Source organism: Microbulbifer sp. A4B17 (assembly GCF_003076275.1).
Classification (GTDB): Bacteria; Pseudomonadota; Gammaproteobacteria; order Pseudomonadales; family Cellvibrionaceae; genus Microbulbifer.
This window is the reverse complement of the sequence record NZ_CP029064.1, coordinates 1,476,269-1,499,206: the sequence shown is the minus strand read 5'-3', so window position 1 is coordinate 1,499,206 and position 22,938 is coordinate 1,476,269. Positions and strand designations below refer to the sequence as shown.

The 22,938-nt window shown below is 50.2% G+C and carries 19 protein-coding genes; 11 read left to right on the top strand and 8 right to left on the bottom strand.

Features of this window, described 5'->3' with window-relative positions:
• The first annotated feature begins 44 nt into the window (after positions 1 to 44).
• From mutS to BTJ40_RS06595, 4 genes are all read left to right on the top strand, one after another.
• The gene (mutS, locus tag BTJ40_RS06610) at positions 45 to 2,696 is read left to right on the top strand and encodes a DNA mismatch repair protein MutS (RefSeq protein ID WP_238152154.1); all 2,652 of its coding nucleotides are present in this window, start codon (positions 45 to 47) and stop codon (positions 2,694 to 2,696) included.
• Between the two features lie 139 nt (positions 2,697 to 2,835).
• A complete protein-coding gene (gene fdxA / locus BTJ40_RS06605; protein ID WP_108732342.1) occupies positions 2,836 to 3,159 on the top strand; it encodes a ferredoxin FdxA in 324 nt (107 codons plus the stop codon).
• A gap of 57 nt (positions 3,160 to 3,216) precedes the next feature.
• A complete protein-coding gene (locus tag BTJ40_RS06600; RefSeq protein ID WP_108732341.1) occupies positions 3,217 to 3,912 on the top strand; it encodes a polysaccharide deacetylase family protein in 696 nt (231 codons plus the stop codon).
• 45 nt (positions 3,913 to 3,957) lie between these two features.
• Positions 3,958 to 4,116 (top strand): DUF1328 domain-containing protein, encoded by a 159-nt coding sequence (locus BTJ40_RS06595; protein ID WP_108732340.1) that lies wholly within the window; start codon positions 3,958 to 3,960, stop codon positions 4,114 to 4,116.
• A 27-nt stretch (positions 4,117 to 4,143) separates the two neighbouring features.
• Here BTJ40_RS06595 and BTJ40_RS06590 read toward each other — a convergent pair whose 3' ends face one another.
• Positions 4,144 to 4,686 carry a carboxymuconolactone decarboxylase family protein gene (locus tag BTJ40_RS06590; protein ID WP_108732339.1) on the bottom strand — a complete coding sequence of 181 codons (543 nt, stop codon included), beginning with the start codon at positions 4,684 to 4,686 and terminating at the stop codon, positions 4,144 to 4,146.
• Between the two features lie 82 nt (positions 4,687 to 4,768).
• Here BTJ40_RS06590 and dinB point away from each other — a divergent pair, with 82 nt between their 5' ends.
• The 4 genes from dinB (at position 4,769) to BTJ40_RS06570 (ending at position 7,724) form a co-directional block, all read left to right on the top strand.
• Positions 4,769 to 5,845 carry a DNA polymerase IV gene (gene dinB / locus BTJ40_RS06585; protein WP_108732338.1) on the top strand — a complete coding sequence of 359 codons (1,077 nt, stop codon included), beginning with the start codon at positions 4,769 to 4,771 and terminating at the stop codon, positions 5,843 to 5,845.
• 273 nt (positions 5,846 to 6,118) lie between these two features.
• A complete protein-coding gene (locus BTJ40_RS06580; RefSeq protein ID WP_108732337.1) occupies positions 6,119 to 6,646 on the top strand; it encodes an RNA polymerase sigma factor in 528 nt (175 codons plus the stop codon).
• A gap of 13 nt (positions 6,647 to 6,659) precedes the next feature.
• The gene (locus BTJ40_RS06575; RefSeq protein ID WP_108732336.1) at positions 6,660 to 7,124 is read left to right on the top strand and encodes a hypothetical protein; all 465 of its coding nucleotides are present in this window, start codon (positions 6,660 to 6,662) and stop codon (positions 7,122 to 7,124) included.
• Positions 7,125 to 7,199: 75 nt separating this feature from the next.
• Positions 7,200 to 7,724 carry a hypothetical protein gene (locus BTJ40_RS06570; RefSeq protein ID WP_108732335.1) on the top strand — a complete coding sequence of 175 codons (525 nt, stop codon included), beginning with the start codon at positions 7,200 to 7,202 and terminating at the stop codon, positions 7,722 to 7,724.
• A gap of 89 nt (positions 7,725 to 7,813) precedes the next feature.
• Here BTJ40_RS06570 and BTJ40_RS06565 read toward each other — a convergent pair whose 3' ends face one another.
• From BTJ40_RS06565 to BTJ40_RS06540, 6 genes are all read right to left on the bottom strand, one after another.
• On the bottom strand, positions 7,814 to 8,272 hold the full coding sequence (locus BTJ40_RS06565) for a MaoC family dehydratase (protein ID WP_108735199.1): 459 nt from the start codon (positions 8,270 to 8,272) through the stop codon (positions 7,814 to 7,816).
• Between the two features lie 110 nt (positions 8,273 to 8,382).
• Positions 8,383 to 9,159, bottom strand: coding sequence for an SDR family NAD(P)-dependent oxidoreductase (locus BTJ40_RS06560; protein ID WP_108732334.1), 777 nt, complete (start codon positions 9,157 to 9,159; stop codon positions 8,383 to 8,385).
• A 2-nt stretch (positions 9,160 to 9,161) separates the two neighbouring features.
• The gene (locus BTJ40_RS06555) at positions 9,162 to 9,938 is read right to left on the bottom strand and encodes an SDR family oxidoreductase (RefSeq protein WP_108732333.1); all 777 of its coding nucleotides are present in this window, start codon (positions 9,936 to 9,938) and stop codon (positions 9,162 to 9,164) included.
• Positions 9,939 to 9,962: 24 nt separating this feature from the next.
• The gene (locus BTJ40_RS06550; protein WP_238152153.1) at positions 9,963 to 11,015 is read right to left on the bottom strand and encodes a phosphotransferase; all 1,053 of its coding nucleotides are present in this window, start codon (positions 11,013 to 11,015) and stop codon (positions 9,963 to 9,965) included.
• The gene (locus BTJ40_RS06545; protein WP_108732331.1) at positions 11,008 to 12,240 is read right to left on the bottom strand and encodes an acyl-CoA dehydrogenase family protein; all 1,233 of its coding nucleotides are present in this window, start codon (positions 12,238 to 12,240) and stop codon (positions 11,008 to 11,010) included. Before BTJ40_RS06545 ends, BTJ40_RS06550 begins: the two co-directional genes overlap by 8 nt.
• A gap of 14 nt (positions 12,241 to 12,254) precedes the next feature.
• A complete protein-coding gene (locus BTJ40_RS06540; protein WP_108732330.1) occupies positions 12,255 to 12,929 on the bottom strand; it encodes a histidine phosphatase family protein in 675 nt (224 codons plus the stop codon).
• A 108-nt stretch (positions 12,930 to 13,037) separates the two neighbouring features.
• On the opposite strand from BTJ40_RS06540, the gene BTJ40_RS06535 reads away from it, so the two are divergent.
• Positions 13,038 to 13,931, top strand: a complete 894-nt coding sequence (locus BTJ40_RS06535) for a LysR family transcriptional regulator (protein WP_108735198.1) — start codon at positions 13,038 to 13,040, stop codon at positions 13,929 to 13,931.
• 214 nt (positions 13,932 to 14,145) lie between these two features.
• Positions 14,146 to 16,182 (top strand): NADPH-dependent 2,4-dienoyl-CoA reductase, encoded by a 2,037-nt coding sequence (locus tag BTJ40_RS06530; protein WP_108732329.1) that lies wholly within the window; start codon positions 14,146 to 14,148, stop codon positions 16,180 to 16,182.
• A gap of 84 nt (positions 16,183 to 16,266) precedes the next feature.
• Here BTJ40_RS06530 and BTJ40_RS06525 read toward each other — a convergent pair whose 3' ends face one another.
• The gene (locus BTJ40_RS06525) at positions 16,267 to 17,532 is read right to left on the bottom strand and encodes an MFS transporter (RefSeq protein ID WP_108732328.1); all 1,266 of its coding nucleotides are present in this window, start codon (positions 17,530 to 17,532) and stop codon (positions 16,267 to 16,269) included.
• Positions 17,533 to 18,168: 636 nt separating this feature from the next.
• On the opposite strand from BTJ40_RS06525, the gene BTJ40_RS06520 reads away from it, so the two are divergent.
• On the top strand, positions 18,169 to 22,938 hold the full coding sequence (locus tag BTJ40_RS06520; protein WP_108732327.1) for a CapA family protein: 4,770 nt from the start codon (positions 18,169 to 18,171) through the stop codon (positions 22,936 to 22,938).

Sequence of the window (22,938 nt, the reverse complement as noted above, 5' to 3'; positions counted from 1 at the left end):
GGTTTGCAAATACTTTTGTAACTTACTGATTTTCTTAGAGAAAAATGCCAAGAACCGCAAACAAGACCAAGGCCGCGAAACCCGAACACACCCCCATGATGCAGCAATACATGCGCATCAAGGCCCAGCATCCCCAGGAGCTGGTGTTCTACCGCATGGGGGACTTTTACGAGCTGTTCTTTGATGATGCCAAGAAAGCGGCTGAGCTGTTAGATGTCACCCTTACTGCCCGTGGAAAGTCCGGCGGTGAGCCTATCCCCATGGCGGGCATCCCCTACCATGCAGCTGAAGGCTACTTGGCACGGCTGATTAAGGCCGGTGTTTCCGTTGCCATCTGTGAACAGATCGGTGATCCGGCCACCAGTAAGGGGCCTGTTGAGCGGCAGGTGGTTCGTATTGTTACGCCGGGCACAGTCACCGACGAAGCTCTCCTTAACGATCGCCGCGATAACCTGCTGGCTGCTATTTCACATTTAGGCGATACATTTGGCCTTGCACTGCTTGACCTGGCGACCGGCCGCTTTGTGGTTCAGGAAACAGATACTCTGGAAGCCTTAGCTGAGCAGGTACAACGTCACAATCCCGCTGAACTGCTTGCACCAGAAAACCTTAGCCTGCCGGTTGAAATCGAGCGCCGCGCGGGCGTGCGCCGCCGCGCACCTTGGGAGTTCGAGCTGGAGAGCGCTTTGCGTCTGCTCAACCAGCAATTCGGCACCATGAACCTGGAGGCCTTTGGGTGCAGTCATATGCACGGTGCTGTGATCGCTGCCGGCTGTTTGCTGCAATACGCACGGGACACCCAGCGTACCGAGCTGCCCCATATTCGCGGCCTGCTTACCGAAAGTGGGGATGAAACAGTTGCCTTGGATGGTGCCAGCCGCCGCAACCTGGAGATTGATCTGAACCTGAACGGTGGCGATGACAATACCCTATTGTCGGTCTTCGATAGCTGTAAAACCGCTATGGGTAGCCGCTTATTGCGCCGCTGGTTCAACAACCCCTTGCGCCAGCTGACCACCTTGCGCAACCGCCAGGATGCCATCGCAGCATTAATTGCCGATTATGGCTTTGAGCCTCTGCGTGATGCTCTCAAACCTGTGGGTGATATGGAGCGAATCCTGGGCCGTTTGGCACTGCGCTCTGCACGTCCTCGGGATTTGGCTCGCCTGGGCCAGTCCCTGGCTCAATTCCCGGAAATTCAGCAGCAGTTGGCAGAATCTGAAGCAACTTTATTGAGTGAATTGTGCAGCCAGATCGGCGAGTGGCCAGAAACCGTAGAGCTGCTGCAAGATGCCATTATTGAAAACCCTCCAGTGGTAATTCGCGACGGTGGGGTTATCGCTGCCGGCTACGACGAAGAACTGGACGAGCTGCGCGCTATCAGTGAAAACGCCGGCGATTACCTGGTGCAACTGGAGCAGCGAGAAAAAGAGCGCACCGGTATCCCCACCCTTAAGGTGGGTTACAACCGGGTGCATGGCTACTTTATTGAAATCAGTCGCGGGCAAAGCGATAAGGCGCCAGCTGAATATATTCGCCGCCAGACCCTGAAAAATGCGGAGCGCTTCATTACCCCCGAGCTGAAGGAGTTTGAAGACAAGGCGCTCTCCGCCAAGAGCCGCGCGCTAGCTCGCGAAAAGGCACTGTACGAAGAGCTGATCAATCAGCTGAATGAGTCCCTGGCAGAGCTACAAGCCGCCGCAGCAGGTATCTCCGAATTGGACGTGCTGGCCTGCTTGGCCGAGCGCGCTGACGATTTGCGCCTGTGCCGCCCCGAACTAGGCAGTGAGCCGGGTCTGCATATTGCCGGCGGGCGCCATCCGGTGGTGGAGCAGGTGTTGGACGAGCCTTTTGTGGCTAACGATATTGAGTTGCACAACGACCGCCGCATGCTGGTAATTACCGGTCCGAACATGGGCGGTAAATCTACCTATATGCGCCAGACTGCGTTGATTGCCCTTCTCGCCCACTGTGGCAGTTATGTGCCTGCGGACAGCGCCCAGATCGGCTTGCTGGATCGTATCTTCACCCGCATCGGCAGTGCCGATGACCTGGCCGGTGGCCGCTCCACCTTTATGGTGGAAATGACCGAGACCGCCAACATCCTGCGCAACGCCACCGAGCACAGTTTGGTACTGATGGATGAGATTGGCCGTGGTACCAGCACTTACGACGGCCTGTCCCTGGCTTGGGCCTGTGCCCACTATCTGGCGGGGGAAGTGCGCGCCTTTACACTGTTCGCCACCCATTACTTTGAACTGACTGACCTGCCCAGCCAATGCTCTGAGGCCGCCAACATCCACTTGGATGCCACCGAGCACGGCGAGGGAATTGTCTTCCTGCACCGCATCCAGGAAGGGCCTGCCTCTAAAAGTTACGGGTTGCAGGTGGCCAAACTGGCCGGTATCCCCAGTGATGTATTGACCGAGGCCCGCGCGCGCTTGGCAGCATTGGAAGCCGGCGCTCAGTCGGTAGATGTGCCAGCTCCTATTGCTACGCCTGCACCGGCCCCCAAACAGGAGCCGGAAGAAGCCGCTGTGCCAATGGCCGCGGGCCCTGGTTCCCCCCAGCAGGTAGATCTGTTTGGCAGCCCGAGCCACCCGGCCGTGGATGCCCTTGAGGAGCTTGATCCGGACGATTTGACGCCACGCCAGGCACTGGAAGCGCTCTATTCTTTGCGCAAGTTATTGAAGTAAAAGACCGGGCGGCCCCGGTCGCCCAGTGCATCCTGTTATAAACAGTGAACTAAATCGACTGAAAAGCCACTACAATTCGCGCCAGTAATTGATAAAATCCGCTGCACGAAGAATTCAGTGGCACTATCGAGGGACAAACATGACATTCGTAATTGGGGAAAACTGCATTAAGTGTAAATACACCGACTGTGTAGAGGTTTGCCCGGTAGACTGTTTTTACGAAGGCCCCAACTTCCTGGTAATTCATCCAGACGAGTGTATCGACTGCGCCTTGTGTGAGCCGGAGTGCCCCGCCAACGCAATTTTCTCGGAGGATGAGGTTCCAGACGATCAGCAGGAGTTTATCGAGTTGAACGCAGAACTCGCCGAGGTCTGGCCCAATATTACCGAGAAGAAAGACCCGCTGCCGGATGCCGAGGAGTGGGATGGCAAAAAGGGCAAGCTGGACCAGCTGGAACGCTAGAGAAATTCAAAAAAAGCCGTCATTGACGGCTTTTTTTATATCAGCAGGAACATAAAAATGAAAATAATAATGACTGCTATTTGCGCTTGGTTTCTTATCTTTTCAGCCATGACTCAAGCGACACCGGGAAAGAATAAATGGGTCGCACTTATTTTTGATGAGGGGCCCTCACCCGATAAAACCGAACCCCTGCTGAAACGGCTCGATTCCCTGCAAGTTACTGCCACTTTCTTCCCCACAGGGCAGGATATGGAGAGATTCCCCACACAGACTCAGGCGATCATTCAGGCTGGGCACCAGTTGGGCAACCACGGTTATTCTCATATGAACCTTGCCGAAATGCCCTTGAGCAACGCCAGGGAGGAGATTAAAAAAACCTGCCGACTGCTGCAGAGCAATGGCTATACCAATAAGCCCATGTTCCTACCGCCACATGGAAAGGTATCTGAAGAGCTGGGCGCACTACTGGATAATCATCAGTTCACAATCGCCCGTTGGGATATAGACCCCTCTGAGCACCTGCAAACCGGTGGTCCCCAGGCCGCAGCAGACTACGTATCCAAAAAGGCCAGAGATGGGAGTGTGGTTTTGCTGCACCCAATGCACGGCCAGCACCATCAGGTAATGGAGGCGTTGCCCCTGATTACGGCACAACTCAGGCAAAAGGGCTTCCAGTTTGCCACACTGGAGCAATTAACCCTGATTAAAGCAGGTGACCATTTGGAATCTGTGAAACAGGACTCTATCAATTAGCGGAGCGGGAGCCTGAAGCTCCCTCCACTGCTTCGGGAGCTTCTTATGTTGCGCTGGGCTGTCACTTTCCTGGTCATTGCATTGATCGCCGCTTTCTTTGGCTTCAGTGGCATCGCCTCTACCGCAACTGAAATAGCCAAGATTCTCTTCTTTATTTTCATTGTGATGTTTGTACTGGCACTGATATTCGGCAGGCCCAGGTAGTACTGCCTGTTCAGTAAATTGCCGTCATTATTTCTTGTGGGGCACTCTTGTGGGGTCCAGGCTGAGCACCTCAGCGATGTGATTGGCCCCCAGCACCATCTCCATTACGCCCAAGGCTTCCAAAATCTCATCATCGCCGGCACCCAGCTTTCGCGCAGAGGCTATCAAGTGCTGTCGGTGGTCGTCCGGCGCGCTATTTGCATTCCGCGCCAAGTCAAACAGCGCATGCTCTTTTTCGGAAAAATGTACATGCTTGGGATCAGTGCGAATACGCATCACTTCATCCGTTTCCACCCCGAGCATCTCGAGAGACATGCAGTGGTGGTAGATACCATAGTCACAGTGATTATCAGCAGAGACCGCCAGGCCAATCGCCTCTTTTAGTTGAGCCGACAGGCAACCGTGTATCATCACAGCTTTAAATTTATCCCAGTTTGCCTCCAACAGCCCCGGGTGCTGAGCGTAGATCCGGAACAGACTGGGGATTCCCCCCAATTCATCCTGAATTTCATCAAACACCTTGGCTACATCATCGGAAGTTGGGCAATCTACCAACGGAATACTGCTCATTATTCACCTACCTATCTTCGCCGGGTGTCCGGGTGGCATAAATTACTTCCTGGCACTATACAACACTGTATATAATCACAGCATGAGAAAGATCATCCACTGTGATTGTGATTGCTTCTACGCCTCGGTCGAAATGCGTGACGATCCCAATCTCCGTGGACGCCCCCTGGCCGTTGGTGGCAGTAGCAACCGACGAGGAGTGATCTCTACCTGCAACTATGAAGCGCGCAGCTATGGAGTTCGCTCCGCAATGCCTACCGCCCAAGCCAAGAAACTGTGCCCTGATTTGATTGTAGTACCCGGCAATATGGCCAAGTACCGGGAGGTCAGCGGACAGATACGAGAGATTTTCCTCGATTACTGTGACGATATTGAGCCCCTATCCCTGGACGAAGCCTTCCTGGATGTCACCGACAGCGGTCGGTGCCACGGCAGCGCCACCTTGATTGCAGAAGAGATCCGGCAGAGGGTGCGGGATAATCTCGGTATCACAATTTCAGCCGGAGTCGCCCCGAATAAATTCCTGGCCAAAATTGCCAGTGACTGGCAGAAGCCCGACGGATTAACGGTCGTTACCCCAGACGAAGTCGATCAATTTGTTTTGCGCCTGCCGATCAACAAAATACACGGTGTGGGGCGAGTAACCGCAGAGAAAATGCATCGCCAGGGCATTCGCACCTGTGCGGATTTACGCAATTTTTCACAAATTGAATTGAGCAAGAAATTTGGGAAATTTGGCCGCCGCCTTTACGACCTCTGTCGTGGCATTGATGATCGCCCGGTCAGTGGTGATGGATCACGCAAGAGTGTTAGTGTCGAGCGAACTTTTCGAGAGGACTTGTCCAGTTATGAGGAGTGGCTGGAACAACTGACAGAGCTCTATATGCGCCTGTTGGAACGCCTGGAAAAACTCGGCGATCGCTACGAGGTAAACGGTGCCACCGTTAAAGTAAAGTACGCGGACTTTACTACCAGTACTCACGAGCGCAGCAGCCGCGCTGGGCGAATTTCTGAATTTCGTCAGCTGTTGCAAGAGTGTCGTGATAAGCGTCCTGCGCCTATTCGTCTTCTCGGGGTAGGCTTGCGTCTCACAGACCTGCGCGCGGGGCAGGGACCCATTCAATTACCATTGCCCCTGCCGGAAAAAACCATTTTTTGACGCCTAACTCTTTATTAAGGCGCACCATCATCTATCAATAAATCTGGCGTTGGCCGTTACCCGAGCAACCACCCACCAAACCAGAGGCAACTATACTTCGCAAGCTCGAAGATTAGTGTCTGTCGCGCAGTGACATCGGCTGAAATTATAAATACTGGCCGGAGAATATTTACGACGCAGAAGCATACTACAATCTTCTTTATTGACGCCGCATAAACCCATACTCGACCAGCGGTACGAGGCCGGATAATTTGCGTACGGAGGCTAAAGACATTGTCTCGCAAAGAATTACGCCACCTATCTGACGAAGCGCTATTCCAATATTACAAGGAGTCGCGGAAACCGACTGTTTTCCGTCTGCTCTACAGTCGTCACAAAGATTCCCTCTATCGCTACTGCATACAAATGGCACCATCTTCAACTACTTTGCTCTTGCAAAAACTCTGGCGTGGCATTTTGGAGAATCCTCCAGAACTACATGGGCGCATGCTGAAGAGTTGGCTTTTTATTCAGGTCAACAAATTACTCAGGCACGAGGAGTTCAATAGCTCTAAGACACACGCACAAGAACCCCCTCAGCAGAACAGAATTCTCGCGGCGATCCAAAAATTACCTTCACAGCTGCGTAATGTTTTATTACTGCATATAGAGTGCAAACTACCACTGGCAACAGTGGCGGATATTGAGCAACTCTCACTGAACAAGTGCCGAACCCTATATCATCGCGCACGATCATCTCTGGATGACGCTATTTATGGATCAGAGAGAAAACCCTGGCAAGTAGAAATTATCGAAGAGTAATTGAGTTAGTGATATGAGCAATTGGGAAAATCAATATTTTAAAGAAGCCGAAACGTTGACTTCCCCTCAACAGCTGGATGACGATCTATATAAAACAGCCCAAGCGTATAAGCCAAAAGTAAATATCAATCACCTGCTATCTCGGGCAACCGTGAGCTGCAGTGTAGTAACTGCCCTATTGCTGCTAGTACACCCAGCACAGCACTTGGGCGCCTTCACACACAAAGCAGGCCCCGAAGAGCAGCATTCATACGAACCGGTTTTAAGGGACTGGAAAGAAACTGCAGCACCAATTATCCCTAAACCAGACCCTTGGCTCGCACTGCGCAATCAGGTAAATAGTGGCGAGTATGTTGCATTGTGCCATTACTGGCGGGCAGAACAGCAGAGTGAAAGTGAAGAGCCCCTGCCAGATGAATTGCGTAAAAGCGCTAAGCGTCACTGTCGGATTTTATCGAGTACGGCTTCAAGGAGCTAGAAACAACTGATATCAAGTTCAAGCGGCCAATTCGAATTCTCACTCCCTATACAGTCCCAACTTAGCCATTATATTGTGGCGGGCATCTACGGTGCCGGTGGCCCTTCTGCCGGAGAAAATCCGGTACTTAAGTCAGTGATCAACCAACTTGACGGGCGGATATTCTCCCATACAAGAAAGCTTACTATTTATCGCTACCTTAAAAATGGGATTTCACGCAATAAAACAGCAATACTGTTTGGCTACAGTAGAGGGGGAAATACCGCAATAAAAATCGCAAACGCACTTGGTCGCCAAGGCATCTCTATACAATGCCTAGTGATATTTGATGCCCACAGCATAAATGACAAAAGAAAATTCAAGCTCAAATATAACAATATCAAAAAGGCTTACAACTTCTTTCAAAGAAACCCCAGAACCGCCGGAAAATATGGCTGGTGGGGTATAAACCCCTACTGGGGATGTACCTTATCCTCACCATTTATTGAGGTTCAACAGTTTAACCTTACGGGCGATTATTTTAAAAAAGGTATTTCCGCTTCTCACCTAAATATTGTTCGCATGGGCCTCAATATTCTTAAAGAAGAACCACTTATATAAACTCATCTTAAATAGCTCTCAAACAAATCGCAGACACCACTTTCCATTACGACTTATAAAAGTGGTGGCCAAGACTTCTACTACTCCTACTAGGTAATCTGCAGGAAAATCCACTCTGCAACTAAAGCGGGCTTCGCCTCTCCCTCTATTTCCATTGTCACCATCAGCCTAATTTGATACTGAGACTCTCTCTTCTCCGTAATATCCAGTATTTTCCCAGAGACGCGTACCCGACTACCTGTCTTTACCGGGCTGATAAAGCGGACTTTATCCAATCCATAATTCACCCCCATATAGGCACCCGCGACCGTTATCTGCAAGGATCCTACAAAATATGGCAGTAGTGACAAGGAGAGAAAGCCATGGGCAACCGTCCCTCCAAAGGGAGTTTTAGCAGCTGCCTCCGGGTCTACATGGATGAACTGTCGATCCAAGGTGCACTCAGCAAAACTGTCAACTCGTTGCTGGTCAATCTCAAACCAGGCAGTGGGCTCTGTTTCAAAACCAATGTACTGATTGAGGTTATCAGGTGAAATCTCTACAGGCATCGAAGGCTCCCTTTCGATTTTCATTCCAGTTATTGATCAGGCCTCTGAACAACGCTGCGATGCCTCGTAGGCCTGCAGATATATTCCAGGGTTATCCAGAGGCTCCTTACTCAGTAGGCCGACAAGCCACCATCTACCGCCAGTGCCTGCCCAGTAATGTAAGTCATTTTTGGGGAAACCAGCATCAACATCGCCGCTACCACCTCTTCTGGCTTACCCAAGCGTTTCATCGGGCACCCTTCGGCGAGAAACGCCTGTACTTGTTCAGGGCAGGCATCTTCCGTTGCAATATCGGTAACCATCGGAGTCAGGCAATAGAAGGGGCAAATCGCATTCACACGGATACCGTACTTGGCATTTTCCATCGCTGCCGTTTTGGTCAGGCCAATAACGCCATGTTTTGCCGCTGCGTAGGAGGCGATCTTGGGGGCACCACCCAGACCCGCCATAGAGGAAACGTTGAGCACAACCCCTCCAGTGTCTTTCAACAGGGGCAACTGGTGTTTAAGCCCCAGGAAAACACCCTTCAGGTTAACGTTGTACTGAAGGTCCATCATGGCCTCATCTGTCTGCTTGAGAGACATCATCGGAGGCGCGATGCCGGCATTGTTAACAGCAATATCCAGCTGTCCAAATTCTGACTGGGCCAGTTGAGCAAGTGCAGCGCAATCAGGCTCTTGGGAAACATCACAGCGCTGGGCGCGCACAGCAATATTTTGGCTTCCCAGTTTGTCCGCCAACTGCATCAAGGCCTCTTCATTGATATCTCCCAATACCAAACGAGCGCCCCGAGAACCAAGTTCCTGGGCCAGTAATTTTCCAAATCCACTGGCAGCACCGGTAATCAATGCGACTTTATCACTAAAATCGAGTATTGGATCATGCATGGTTAAATCCCCCCACAAGAAGTCAAACCACCATCCACAACGACACATTCTCCAGTCGTATAACTGGAAGCATCGGAGACCAGATACAAAACGGTACCCGCCATCTCTTCTGGCTCCGCATGGCGGTGCATGGGAATATGGCCGACAGCGGTCTTATAAATATCCTCGTGGGAAAACAATGCCCCGGCGAATTTGGTTTTTGTAAGCCCTGGTAGTAAAGCATTCACCCGGATATTAAATTGCGCACACTCCTTGGCAAACGCCTTGGTCATATTGACCACCGCCGCCTTGGTAATTGAGTAAATACCCTGCCCAACACCTGGCTGCAAGGCATTCACTGAGGCGGTATTTACAATAACGCCACCACCCTGCTCTCGCATCAATTTGCCGGCTTCTACCGACATAAAGAAATAACCGCGTATATTGACCTCTACCGTCTTTTCAAAGGCCGCTAAATCAGTATCCAGAATATGACCAAAATAGGGATTAGTCGCCGCATTGTTGACCAAAATATCCAAGCGACCAAATCGCTCGCGAATATCGCCGATAACCTGCTGGATATTATCCATATTGCCAATATGGCAAGGGATCGCATCGGCACAGCCACCGGCATCCACAATTGCATCGGCTACGGCCTGACATCCCTCGATTTTTCTGCTGGAAACCAAAACATGGGCACCCTGCTCAGCCAAAAGTTTTGCGATGGCCTCACCAATACCCCGACTGGCACCAGTTACCAGGGCAATTTTTCCCGTGAGATCAAAAATATTCTTTGCCATTTCTTATCCTTATAATTTCAGAAGTTAACCATTAGCAGCGATATCCAATGCAGCTTGTGCGAGGGGTTCTACCAGGGCTCCCAGTTTTGCCGCATTTTTATTGGAGGCATTGCCGTCTTTTGCACGCTTGACCACCCCCTGAACAATCGCTGCCAGGCGAAAGAAGCTAAATGCCAAATAAAACGGCCAATTATCAATCCCATCAATACCCATTCGCTGGCAGTATTTGGCCACATACTGATTTTCGGAGGGGATGCCCAGGGCCTTTATATCCAAGCCTAATAGGCCAGACATTTTGTCTTTGCCGGCGGGCATTCGCATTTGCATACACTGGTAAGCGAGATCGGCATAGGGATGTCCCAGTGTGGAAAGTTCCCAATCCAAAAGCGCTATGACCTTGGGCTCCTGGGGATGGAAAATCATATTGTCCAGCCGGTAATCACCGTGCACCAATGCGATACGCCCATCATCATCCGGTAAAACGTCACCCAACCAGGCCATCAACTCATCCATCGCGGCAATGGGCTCCAGCTCAGAGGCTCGATATTGAGTGCTCCAGCGGTCCAGCTGCCGCTGGAAGTAATTACCTGGTCGGCCGTAATCCGAAAGACCGACGGCATTAATATCCAAACTGTGCATGGCCGCCAGTACACGATTCATTTCATCGTACATAGCGCTGCGCTGCTCGGCGTCAACTTCCGGCAGTGCCGCATTCCAGAATATCCGACCCTCACAATATTCCATTAAATAAAACATAGAACCGATCAGGTCCCGGTCCTCACAGAGGTGCAATACCTTGGGCACCGGCACATTGGTATCGGCGAGTGCCGACATTACCCGGTACTCCCGATCTACGGCATGGGCAGATTTCAATAACTTGCCCGGAGGCTGGCGCCGTAAAACATAAGATCGCGCCGGGGTTTGCAGCTTGAAAGTGGGGTTAGACTGGCCACCGGGAAATTTGGTGACCGTTACAGGCCCATTGAAACCGTCGACTTTGCCGGACAAATATTCTTGCAGTCGCTCAACAGGCAGTTCTTCCACAGAGCTGCGCAAATTGTTTACCGTCTCAGTCACTGAGTCCTCCATGATTTTCCGCGGCGGCGTAGTGAGCAGCCAGATTTCTGCCCAACTGCATCATATGAACTTGATCGGGGCCATCCGCCAGACGGATGGTCCGAGCATAGGCATAGTGATGGGCGAGACTGTAATCCTGCCCCAATCCTGCGGCGCCGTGAATCTGTATGGCGCGATCTATCACCTTACAAGCCATCTGTGGCGCGACAATTTTTATCATCGCGATTAAATCTTTGGCCGCCTTATTACCCAACCGATCCATTTGCGCTGCGGCCTTCAGAGTCAGCAGGCGTGCCTGCTCAATTTCGCAGGCGGATTTGGCAATATCTTCCCGCACCGATCCCTGCTTGCTCATCGAGCGACCAAAAACAATGCGCTGCTCCGCGCGTGCCGACATCATTTCCAGCGCTCTTTGAGCCTGGCCAATTAACCGCATACAGTGGTGTATCCTGCCCGGCCCCAAGCGTCCCTGGGCAATTTCAAAACCGCGCCCCTCTCCAAGAATTAAATGGCTTGTGGGCACCCGGACATTTTCAAAAATCACCTCAGCATGCCCTTCCGGTGCATCGTCATAACCGAATACCGTCATCGGGCGAACTATTTTGACTCCAGGCGTATCGGTGGGTACCAGGATTTGCGATTGCTGCTGGTGACGATTGGGATTTTCCGGGTCGGTCTTACCCATCACGATCATCACTTTACAGCGTTTATTCATCAGGCCACTGATATAAAACTTGTGGCCGTTAATAACGTAACTGTCGCCATCGCGGGTAATCGACGTTTCAATATTAGTGGCATCGGAGGAGGCAACCCGGGGCTCGGTCATAGCAAAGGCAGAGCGAATTTTTCCATCCAGAAGCGGAGTTAACCATTGTTCCCGCTGGGCCTCAGAACCGTACTGAGCCAAAACTTCCATATTGCCGGTATCCGGGGCATTACAATTAAATACCTCCGATGCAAAAAGCACTTTCCCCATTTCCTCAGCCAGGGGCGCATACTCCAGGTTATTGAGCCCGGCACCGTAACGGGAATCCGGTAAAAACAGATTCCAGAGTTCCGCTTCCCGGGCTTTAATCTTTAATTCTGCCAAAATCGCCGGCTCTCCCCAGCGATCCTCCTGCAACTGCTGCATAAATATCGCTTCGGCGGGATAGATATACTCCTGCATAAAATTTTGCAGGCGTTCCAGCAGTCCTTTTACCTTGTCTGAGTATTCAAATTCCATCGCTACCTGCCCGATCAACTGTAAGTGATATGTTCGTGACGCCCATCCCGATCCAGGTGCGGCACATGATTGAAACTGTGCAGACTGATATTTTCTGCACTGAAAAATAAACGGCTAACGGCTGTGTTTTGGATTTGCATATTGAGATTGGCGACGGTGGAAATTGAGCCGCCCAATATTTGCGTCAACATCATGGCAATGGCACCGCCCGAACTAACAACCAAGGTTCGGCTGCCTTTGGGGCTATCACAAATGTTTTTAAGCGCATCTGCGATTCTGGCTTCAAAATGCGACCAGGTTTCCGGTGGACTGATCTCACCTGCAGCCCAAGCCAGCATCCCCTGCTTCAGGAATCGATAAAAATCGGCGCGACTGGCACCCGCTCCCGGTGCCCGATCCGGGTATAGCTTGCTGTAATGCCTGGCAACCGCCAGGAAATCAAACTCATTGAGTTGGGGGAGTACGCTGCGAGAATTTTCACTGGGGAGTTCCAACCCCTCGCAAATACCGTCCAAAGTTTGCCGATGCCGGGTTAGGTTGCCGCACAGCAGCCGGTCGAAACGAATACCCTTATCCCGCCAGTATTGACCCAACCAGCGCGACTGCTGCCAGCCGGTATCGGAGAGATTGTCATAGTCATCAGCCCCAAATGAAGCCTGTCCGTGACGTACCAGAATAAATTCAGCCACCTATTTCCCTCCCCTTTTGATATTCCCAACCCTATCCCTCGCAATTGAATCATCAAAGTTTATTATGCGAATATTGAATCATTCATGAGAGTGATGATGGTGGCAGCAATGCAATTACAGCGAATCGACATGAACCTCTTTCCCGTACTGGAGGCGATATACACAACCCGAAACCTGACTCGTGCCGCTGAGCAATTGCACATCACCCAGCCCGCGGTCAGTAATGCTCTGGCGAGACTTCGTCGCACTTTAGGTGACCCATTATTCACTCGCAGTCCCACCGGTATGGCGCCGACGCCACTGACTGAAAGTATTATGCCGAGAGTCCAGGAAGCTCTTTCTCTACTGGGGGCAAGCCTTAGCGAGCATCGCCATTTTGTGCCACAGGAAGCCAGAAAAACCTTGCGGCTCTCAATGAACGATATGGCGGAAACTTTCCTTTTACCCAGGCTTCTGGAAGTGCTGGAGCAGGAGGCCCCAGGTATTGCAGTCGAATCTTTCCAGGTCCCCAGGGAACAGTTGGTTAAGGAGCTAGCCGCCAACACCTTGGATTTCGCCCTGGATATTCCCGTACCGACATCCCCCCACATCAAACAACAGCGGCTGATGAGCGACCGTTACCTGTGTATGCTGCGCCAGGATCACCCCTTGGCGGATTCCGCCAGCCTTACCCTGGAACAGTATCTGAAGCTGGAGCATATCCATGTATCCAGCCGTCGCAGTGGCCCGGGCCTGGAGGATATCGCCCTGAACAAATTAGGGCGCCGTCGCAATGTGAAACTACGGGTCCAGCATTACCGGGTCGCACCTTTAGTAGTCCTAAGAACTGACCTGGCACTGACCGTCCCCGCCAGCCTGGCCCAGCAGTACTCAGCACGATTATTCGAACTGCCGTTCCAGGTACCACAAATGGACTGGCACCTGCTTTGGCATAAAAATCAACATGATGACCCAGCCAATCAATGGCTGCGAAACAAGTTGGTAAGCTTGATAGAAGAGTAAAGAAAGCGAGATAGCCACTACTTCAAAAAACGCTTTATTTATAGATGAGAATGGGACGCATCAAGGTTAAACTGGGCCCGTAATTGATCACTGATTTCGACCGGTTAAGTCACTGTTTCACAGTGGGCCGTCTTGTTATCCTGCTGGGCAACGATATGCACCTTTTTGCATATACATAAATGAACCCTAAAGGTTACAAGAAGAGAAATTTGCCATGTCCCAAGCCTACCCTAATATGCTTGCCCCCCTGGACCTGGGCTTCACCACCCTGAAAAACCGGGTGCTGATGGGCTCCATGCACACCAACCTGGAAGAACACCCCAATGGCTTCACCCGTTTGGCGGCCTTTTTTGCCGAACGTGCCCGCGGTGGCGTTGGCTTGATTGTAACCGGTGGTATTGCCCCGAACGAAGAGAGTGGCGTATTCCAGGGCGCTTCGAAGATGACCACTTCGGAAGAAGCCCAGCAGCACCGCGAAGTCACCGATGCTGTTCACGCTGAGGGCGGCAAGATCTGTATGCAGATCCTGCACACCGGCCGCTACGCCTATAACGAAAATCTGATCGCACCCTCTCCCATCCAGGCGCCGATCAACCCCTTCACCCCGCGCGAATTAACCAGCGAGGAAATCGAAGGCCAGATCGATGACTATGTACGCTGCGCCACCCTGGCTCGCGAAGCCGGCTATGACGGTGTGGAGATCATGGGCTCCGAGGGTTACTTTATTAACCAGTTCATCGTGAAGCGCACCAACAAGCGTACCGATGAATGGGGTGGCTCCTTCGAAAACCGTATCCGCCTGCCGATCGAAGTCGTCCGCCGCGTACGGGAAGCTGTCGGTGAGAACTTTATTATTATCTACCGCCTGTCTATGTTGGACCTGGTAGAAGATGGCAGTGACTTCGATGAAGTAGTGGCCCTGGGCCAGGCTATCGAAAAAGCCGGCGCCACGATTATCAATACTGGCATCGGCTGGCACGAAGCGCGCGTTCCCACTATTGCCACCAATGTTCCCCGCGCGGCATTTACCGATATCACCGCCAAGGTGAAAAAGCACCTGTCTATCCCGGTGGTTGCCAGTAACCGAATCAATGTGCCGGAAGTCGCCGAAGAAGTTCTGTCTTCCGGCCAGGCTGACATGATCTCCATGGCGCGCCCCTTCCTCGCAGACTCTGAGTTCGTCAACAAAGCCGCCGAAGGCCGCGCCGACGAGATCAACACCTGCATTGGCTGTAACCAAGCGTGTCTGGACCACACTTTCCAGCTGAAACTGACCTCCTGCCTGGTAAACCCCCGCGCTTGTCACGAAACCGAATTGAACTACCTGCCTACCGACAACGTGAAGAAGGTAGCTGTAATCGGCGCCGGCCCTGCAGGCATGGCCGCATCTACCGTTGCCGCAGAGCGTGGACACGAAGTAACCCTGTTCGAAGGCAGCGATAAGATTGGTGGCCAGTTCAATATCGCCAAGCAGATCCCCGGCAAGGCAGAATTCCAGGAAACCCTGCGCTACTTTAAGCGCCGCCTGGAAGTCACCGGTGTTGAAGTAAAACTTAATACCATCGCCACAGCGGAAGATCTGCAATCTTTTGATGAAGTGATTATTGCTACCGGTATCGAGCCGCGCACTCCACCGATCCCCGGCATTGAGAGCGATAAAGTCCTGGGTTACCTGGATGTACTGAAGCACAAGAAGCCGGTTGGCGAGAAGGTTGCCATTATCGGAGCCGGCGGTATCGGCTTTGATGTAGCGGAGTACCTGACCCACGATGGCCCCCACTCCACAGAAGATGAAGTGGTCGCCAGCGATAAGGAAGAGTTCTTCAATGAATGGGGTGTCGATATTGCCCTGGAGAATCGCTCCGGCCTGAAGCCTCGCGAAGCAGTAAGCTCTCCGCGCCAGGTATACCTATTGCAACGCAAAACCACCAAAGTGGGCGCGGGCCTGGGTAAAACCACCGGCTGGATTCATCGCGGCAGCCTACAGCATCGCAAGGTAGAGATGATTGCCGGTGCCCTTTACGAAAAAATTGACGATAAAGGCCTGCATATCCGCATTGGTGAAGAGGAAAAGGTACTGGAAGTCGACAATATTATTGTCTGCGCCGGTCAGGAACCTGCACGCAAGCTATACGAAGCTCTGCAAGAGCGCGGTGTAACCACCCACCTGATTGGTGGCGCTGATGAAGCCGCAGAACTCGATGCCAAGCGCGCTATCGACCAAGGCTCTCGTCTCGCTGCCGAGATCTAATCTCCCGGCGATCACAATATAAAATACCCCCGCCAATTCGAATTGGCGGGGGTATTTTTTTGCCCTTAAATTCTGTATCCCGTGCTAGGAGACATTGGCAACTCGATCCGCGACTACCGTTCCCTCAGGCTCAGGCCACTCAGGGCGAGACAGATACTCTGTAAGGCGATAGAGCACGAACACAACTCCACATAACGCCACTAACAAGCCATATAAGGCCGGGCCACTCCACCATTGAATAATCACTCCACCAATTAATGGCGCCATCGACCAGCCAATGGCATAAAAGGAAGAGGCCCCAAAATAGGTACCGCGTAAATGGGATGGTGCCAACCGATCAATTTGAATGCTCATGGTTGGAAACAAAATTGCCTCAGCCAGACTCAAAATAAAAGTCGCTCCGAGCCAACCCCAAAACCAATCTACCGGATTTAGGGCATACCAAAGCTGGGAGATCGACAAAATACCCAACCCAATCACAATACGGGTGTTAATGGCCAGCGGCCCCATTAACTTCATAATGGGAAACTGCAGTAATACTATCGTCGACGCATTAACAAAGATCATACTGGATATCAGCTCTACCAATCCCGGCGCTTCAGCGCGGGTAAGGTATTGCACCAAGCTTGAATCCATATGCGCATAGATAAACAGCGTTAAAATATTCGCAATAATCACCACCAGAAATACCTGATCACGGCGCAATACCGAAAGCGTATTTCCCAGAGATACGCCCGCATCCCTTTGCTTACTCGCTAAACGCCCGCTCTCGGTTCTGGCAAAACCCCAAACAAAGGCCAGGGCTAAGAGTAAGTAGCTGAGAGAAGTGAGTCCAAAAGTGGATTGCTGCGCACTCAAACCGGCCCAGACACCCACAATCGGCCCCAGCGCGGCCCCCACATTAATCAGGAAGTAGCGGAATTGCAGCGCCAATTCACGGCTGGCTTGATCGTCAATTAAGTCGCCTATCAGCGCACTCGCCGGCGGCTCCCACACCGCGCGACCGATCGCACACAGGGTCATCGCACAGATAAATCCTGCCAAGGTTTGCGTCACAGCCAACAAGGCAAAGGAAAAAATACCCACAATACAGCCAAGCAATAGCATATTGCGACGCCCATAGCGATCCGATAGCGCACCGGTAAAGAAGCCCAACACAGCAGCACCAACGGCAGATGCACTCAAGATCAAACCAATTTCAGCCGCGCCGAGGTGAAACTTTTCAAATAGAAGGATGGCCAGGAAAGGCCAGACCATAAAATAAGTTCCACGGCTAAAAAAACTGCCAATTAAAATAATCCAAACTAACGGAGGGAAGCTCCTCAAGCTTCTCCACCACTTCCCATTCATGGTTACTACTCCAATAGATTCACTGCCAACAAATCGATAGAGGCACCTGTCCTGTATGGTTTAAGTTGGCTGGTTCCAGATAAAAGAATGGCGCTAAGGCCACTCGGCGAGTGCCCGCAAGACATTGATACAAATACGAACCCGGAAGGTTCTTTCACTATTCGGCCAAGGTCCCCATCTTTCGGGAGAGGGCAAGCAGCCTACCCCAGAAAATTAAGAGGCAGACAAAGAAGAGTTTCAGTAAGCAAGATGAATTTGAGACAAACAACCTTTATTTACCGACAAAAAAACCCGAGATAATAAGATCCCGGGTTTCCTTCTTGGCAGAAAATGCTCCTGCCCTACGGCTAAACCTTGGTATCAACCCACACTGTTAATTACAGGTTAATAGAGAATAATCTGAGTGAGTTGCACAACAATCATTCTGAATACGGTTACCCAATACTATCCGACAAGATTTGTTTTGAAAACCCACATTGACAGATAAAACAAAAAATATTTGCCATCCCATCACTGCCGTACAAACCACCAAAAGCAGAATCTTTCCTCACGTCTATACTCCTTCAGGAAAAGCACCCGACCCCATCAGCAGAAAAAATACTGCCACGCTTTTTTAATAGAGAGATAACTCGCGACATGTCCCTATCCAACATGCTCGTCCAAGTGCGCGCTCAAGTAGAGCAGGCTGTGACTAGGCTACGCCCCCCCTACACTTTATTTTTCTCCATTAGTGATGGTAAAAGACGTGCCTTAGTCAGACATATAACAGCTACAGACTTTCCGAATGCATGGCAGTCATTGGCTAAGTCCACTCAAAAAGCTGCAAACGCCAGCAAGATGGACCCTTGCTGGCTGCGAGTGGACTGGGTAACACAAAAAACGGTAATGACCCTTGCGAGTTTGGAAGAGATCCTCCATGACACTAAAAGATCATATTTCCGCTACGGACTCGCAATGGATGGCGACTGCGAAGTGGCCTTCCTGGAGCAGGAGCTTAATGCTAATGCCATGCTCTATGGCGGCAATAAAATTAACCATGTCATTATCAATGAGAACAACTTTTTATCCTATGCCAAACAACGTTTTGGACCTAATACCGAACTGGATTTTTCTGAGGATAAACCAGTTATCCTTCTATCGACAGAGGGGCTGTTTTTCGAACCTAAGAAAAACCCGGTTGCTCTATATGGTCCAGGCCTGGATGCAGGTCGACGTATCATTGAAAAACTGACTATCAGTAATGTTACCGAGTTTATTGAATCAAGCAGTCGATACTTAAGCAGCCAAGTCAAAAAAGACGGGGCATTTTTCTATGGCTGGCACGCTTGCTTCGACCGCCAAATCGATACCTATAATAACTTGCGCCATGCAAGCAGTACCTACGCAATGATCGAAGCCTGGGAGGTCACAGGTGACGAGACGCTATTGAACTCCATACTTCGATCACTAAAACACCTGACAGAAGATCTTATTAAAACAGCAATACTGCCTTCAGGTGCCACAGGCGCATTCTTGGTAGAGGAAAACAACGAAATCAAACTTGGAGGAAATGCAGTTTCTATATTGGCTCTAGTCAAGTACGCGGAAGTCTCAAAAACTGATCAATATGCCGAACTAATGGAGCAACTGGCTCTCGCTATAGAATATATGCAGGACCCTGCTACTGGACAATTTTCTCATGTTCTTGAATATCCAGATCTCCAGGTAAAAGATAAATATCGAGTTATCTATTATGATGGCGAAGCTGCCTTCGGCTTAATGCGCCTATATGGTCTCACAAAAGACTCCCGCTGGCTGTCACTGGTAGAAAAAGCATTTGACTACTTTATCCATGCTGACCACTGGCGTGCTCATGATCACTGGCTTAGCTATTGTGTCAATGAACTTACAATCTACCGCCCCGAAGAGAAATACTATCAGTTTGGTATTCGCAACTTTGCCAGTTATCTGGATTTTGTTGAGAACAGAATAACCACCTTCCCAACCCTGCTTGAACTGATGATGGCCGCAGAGAAAATGGTCACTCGCCTGCAGGGGGAACCTGAATTCCAATACCTGCTCGATCAGGTGGATCTGGAACATTTTTATCGCGCTCTACACAAACGAGCTATGTATCTATTGAATGGGTACTTTTGGCCTGAATTCGCCATGTACTTCCGTAACCCCAAGAAAATTGTTGGAAGCTTCTTTATTCGACATCACGCTTTCAGGGTAAGGATTGATGATGTAGAGCACTACCTGTCCGGCTTTATTGCCTACCGAAAATATCTTCTTACCCTTGGAGATATACCTCAAAAATTTGAAGAGAAAACTCTCGAAATGGAAAGTGAGCCCCCTGTTGAGCCCCATAACTCCCTGCCAGTTCTAGCCTGGGGAGGGGATGTCAATTTATCCCGCAGGCAACATTACCGTACAGCCCAATTTGGTACCGAAAAAGTTCTTGGTACTATTACTGCACTAAAAAAAGCAGATATCAGTGTGATAAACCTGGAATGTGTAGTTGCCACTGAGGGCGAACAGGGAATCAGTAAAGGAGAATCATCTCCCTACTACTACCGAGCCCGCCCTGAAATGCTTTCGGTTCTCATGGATGCAGGAATAGATATCGTTGCAACAGCAAATAATCACAGTGGAGACTATGGCCCCGATGCTCTTATGGAGCAACAGCACTGGCTCAATTCAGCAGGTATCGGCCATTGCGGATCAGGCATCAATATCGATAAGGCCTTAGAGCCAGTCTATCGACCAGCCGGCCGACTGAATATTGCTATATTCTCCCTTGATGCTACCCAACCCCGGTTTGCTGCAGGACCTGATACTGCTGGTTGTGCCCATTTGCCTCTTACAATACCCCATCTCTGGCTAGATAATTTGAAACCACGTATCTCTGCGGCAAGAGAGAAAGCCCATCTTGTATTTGTTGCTGTTCACTGGGGAAAGAACAAGGAACCAGTGCCCAGTGAAGATGAAATAGCAATCGGCCATGCAATTATTGATGCCGGAGCTGATGGAATACTTGGCACCAGTGCACACAACCTGCAAGGCGTTGAAATATATCGCGACAGACCGATTATCCATGATGCTGGTGATCTACTGTTTGATGCTGTTCGCAAAAGTCTTGCTGACAGTGGAATTTTTCGCCTGCACTTGAGTGAAAAAGGAGTAGAGCAAATTACCTTTGTCCCAGTGGGAGTTGGATTTGGCTTTAGCAAACAGTTGAGCGGGGATAAAGCTAAGGAGCTTACTCAGCGCTACTCTGAATCCTGTTTAAATTTGGGTACACAACTGACTCAAAATTCTGATGGCAGTGGCACTATTCAGCTTTCACCTCCGGCAAGGCAATACCGTAAGCTTCCAAAAATTTTTAAAACTCAATACAAGCGCGATGCCATCACGGATCAACGGCCACTAAAACCCAACTGGACCGTAGATCAAGTACCTCTGGATGCACGTATTCCAACTATCGAGTGTGGGCCACTTAAATTACTAGGAGTGAGATTTTACCCTCGTGAGATTAAATCCAGACAGATGCTTTGGGTGGAATCTTTCTGGACTACAGATTACAAGCTACAGGAAGATTTCCGACTCGACTTCCGAGCGATACCAATTCGTAAAACCTCAATGCCCTACTGGGGTAAATCCATGGATCACGACCCCTGTGATTGGCAAGTACCTACGAGCCGGTGGCAACCAGGAGTTATTTACCGGGACCTTTATGGACTGAGGGCTCCTGCCAAGAGTGAGATCCAGCCAATCCACCTCCATCTGGCAGTAGGCCTGATTTCAAATACAGCTCAGATAAAACCTGTGCTTGTAGGTGGAATGATTACACAGCTTAATCTTTCCGGTAAAACACTAGCAGAGAGGTCTAAAGCCCCTGTCTACAATAAAGATTTTCCTCCATGTGTATTTGAGCATCACCCCGGCCAAACCTGGAATGCAGAACAAATTTCAGCTATCGCTGGAGGAAAATGGCTTGTGCCTCCTCCCGAAGGATGGTTTGTTCGCAGCGTAATCTCCGGGAGTAGCTTTATAGAAGAGTCCCTAGATCCAATACTGTTTGTAGCGCATACCAACCTTGATCGTGTTTATCATGAACGAAGCTCCAAGATACCAACTAAATTCTGGGACTTTCATCAAAAGCTTCCCTCTTTTGCTAATAAACTCGCAGGAGTGATTGTCTCTAAACCTGTAGCTGGTATTCCGAAAGACCTGCCTGTTCTTGAAGTACCTGATCCTATCAAAGTAATCATTGAGTTAGGGTTGGCTGCGAGAGAGCGGTTTAATGGCGATGTGATTGCCGTAACAGGTACCGCGGGAAAATCAACCACACTAAAAATGATTAAACAGATGCTGGGGCCTAGGGAGAAGGTATTATCCAGTCTGGGAAATTATAATTCTCGTGTCGGTGCACCTACGATGATGGCCAGCCTGAATCAGGATCACGAAGTCGCGGTTATAGAAGTTGCACAGAGTGCCCTATGGATGAAACGCGGTCCTATTACCCGTCAAGTAAAACCCACTATAGCCCTGATCACCGAAATTGGAATGTCCCAAACCAGTCACCATGTAAAGTCTGTAGAGGATACAGCCAAATGGAAGTCACGTATCTACGACGGTCTAACTGGCCCAGCAATAGCTATTGCAGGGGAACACTTGGAGTGCTTTGATTATGTTTTAAACAAAGCTAAAAAGCACGCAAAGCGGATAATTATTTTTGGAGAAAGCCCCAATGCCGAAGTGCGTATTTTACGAATACGTACCGACGAATCAGGCAGTTGGGTGCAATTAAAGTTCCCTAAAAGAGAGCTGGAGTTACGTGTCCCAGCACCCAGTCTCGGTATGCTACATAATGCAATAGCATCAATCTGTGCTGTATATGCTTTGAATAGAGATCTTGATGAGGCAGCATTAAAGCTGCAAGAGCTCAGACTAGACGATAGTCATTTACAGCGCACCAGTATGAAAATACATGGAAAATCAATCAATTTGATCGATGACAGCTGGAATGCTACTGTGAGTTCAATGCTAAACGCCTTTTCTGTCTTTGCACAAACTGAAGCCCAGGATCAAGGAAGGAAAATCGCCGTACTAGGAAGAATTGTACATTTAGGAGAAAAAGCGCAAGAGCTTCATGAAAGCCTTTCCGATCCCCTTATGCAAAGTCAAGTCGATTGGGTGGTAACTCACGGCGAGGAAATGAAATACCTCCGTCAAGTATTACCAGAAGAAATATTAGGGCCGCACTTTTCCGAAGCAGCTCCTTTGGTAAATTACTTGGCAGATTTTTTTCAGGACTCTGATTTAATTCTTCTCAAAGGGTCCAGGCGAGATTCAGATTTTGGTTCCATTCCGGCTTTATTGGACAAGCTTCAAAAAACAGGGCAACCTATTGAAGCTGAATGA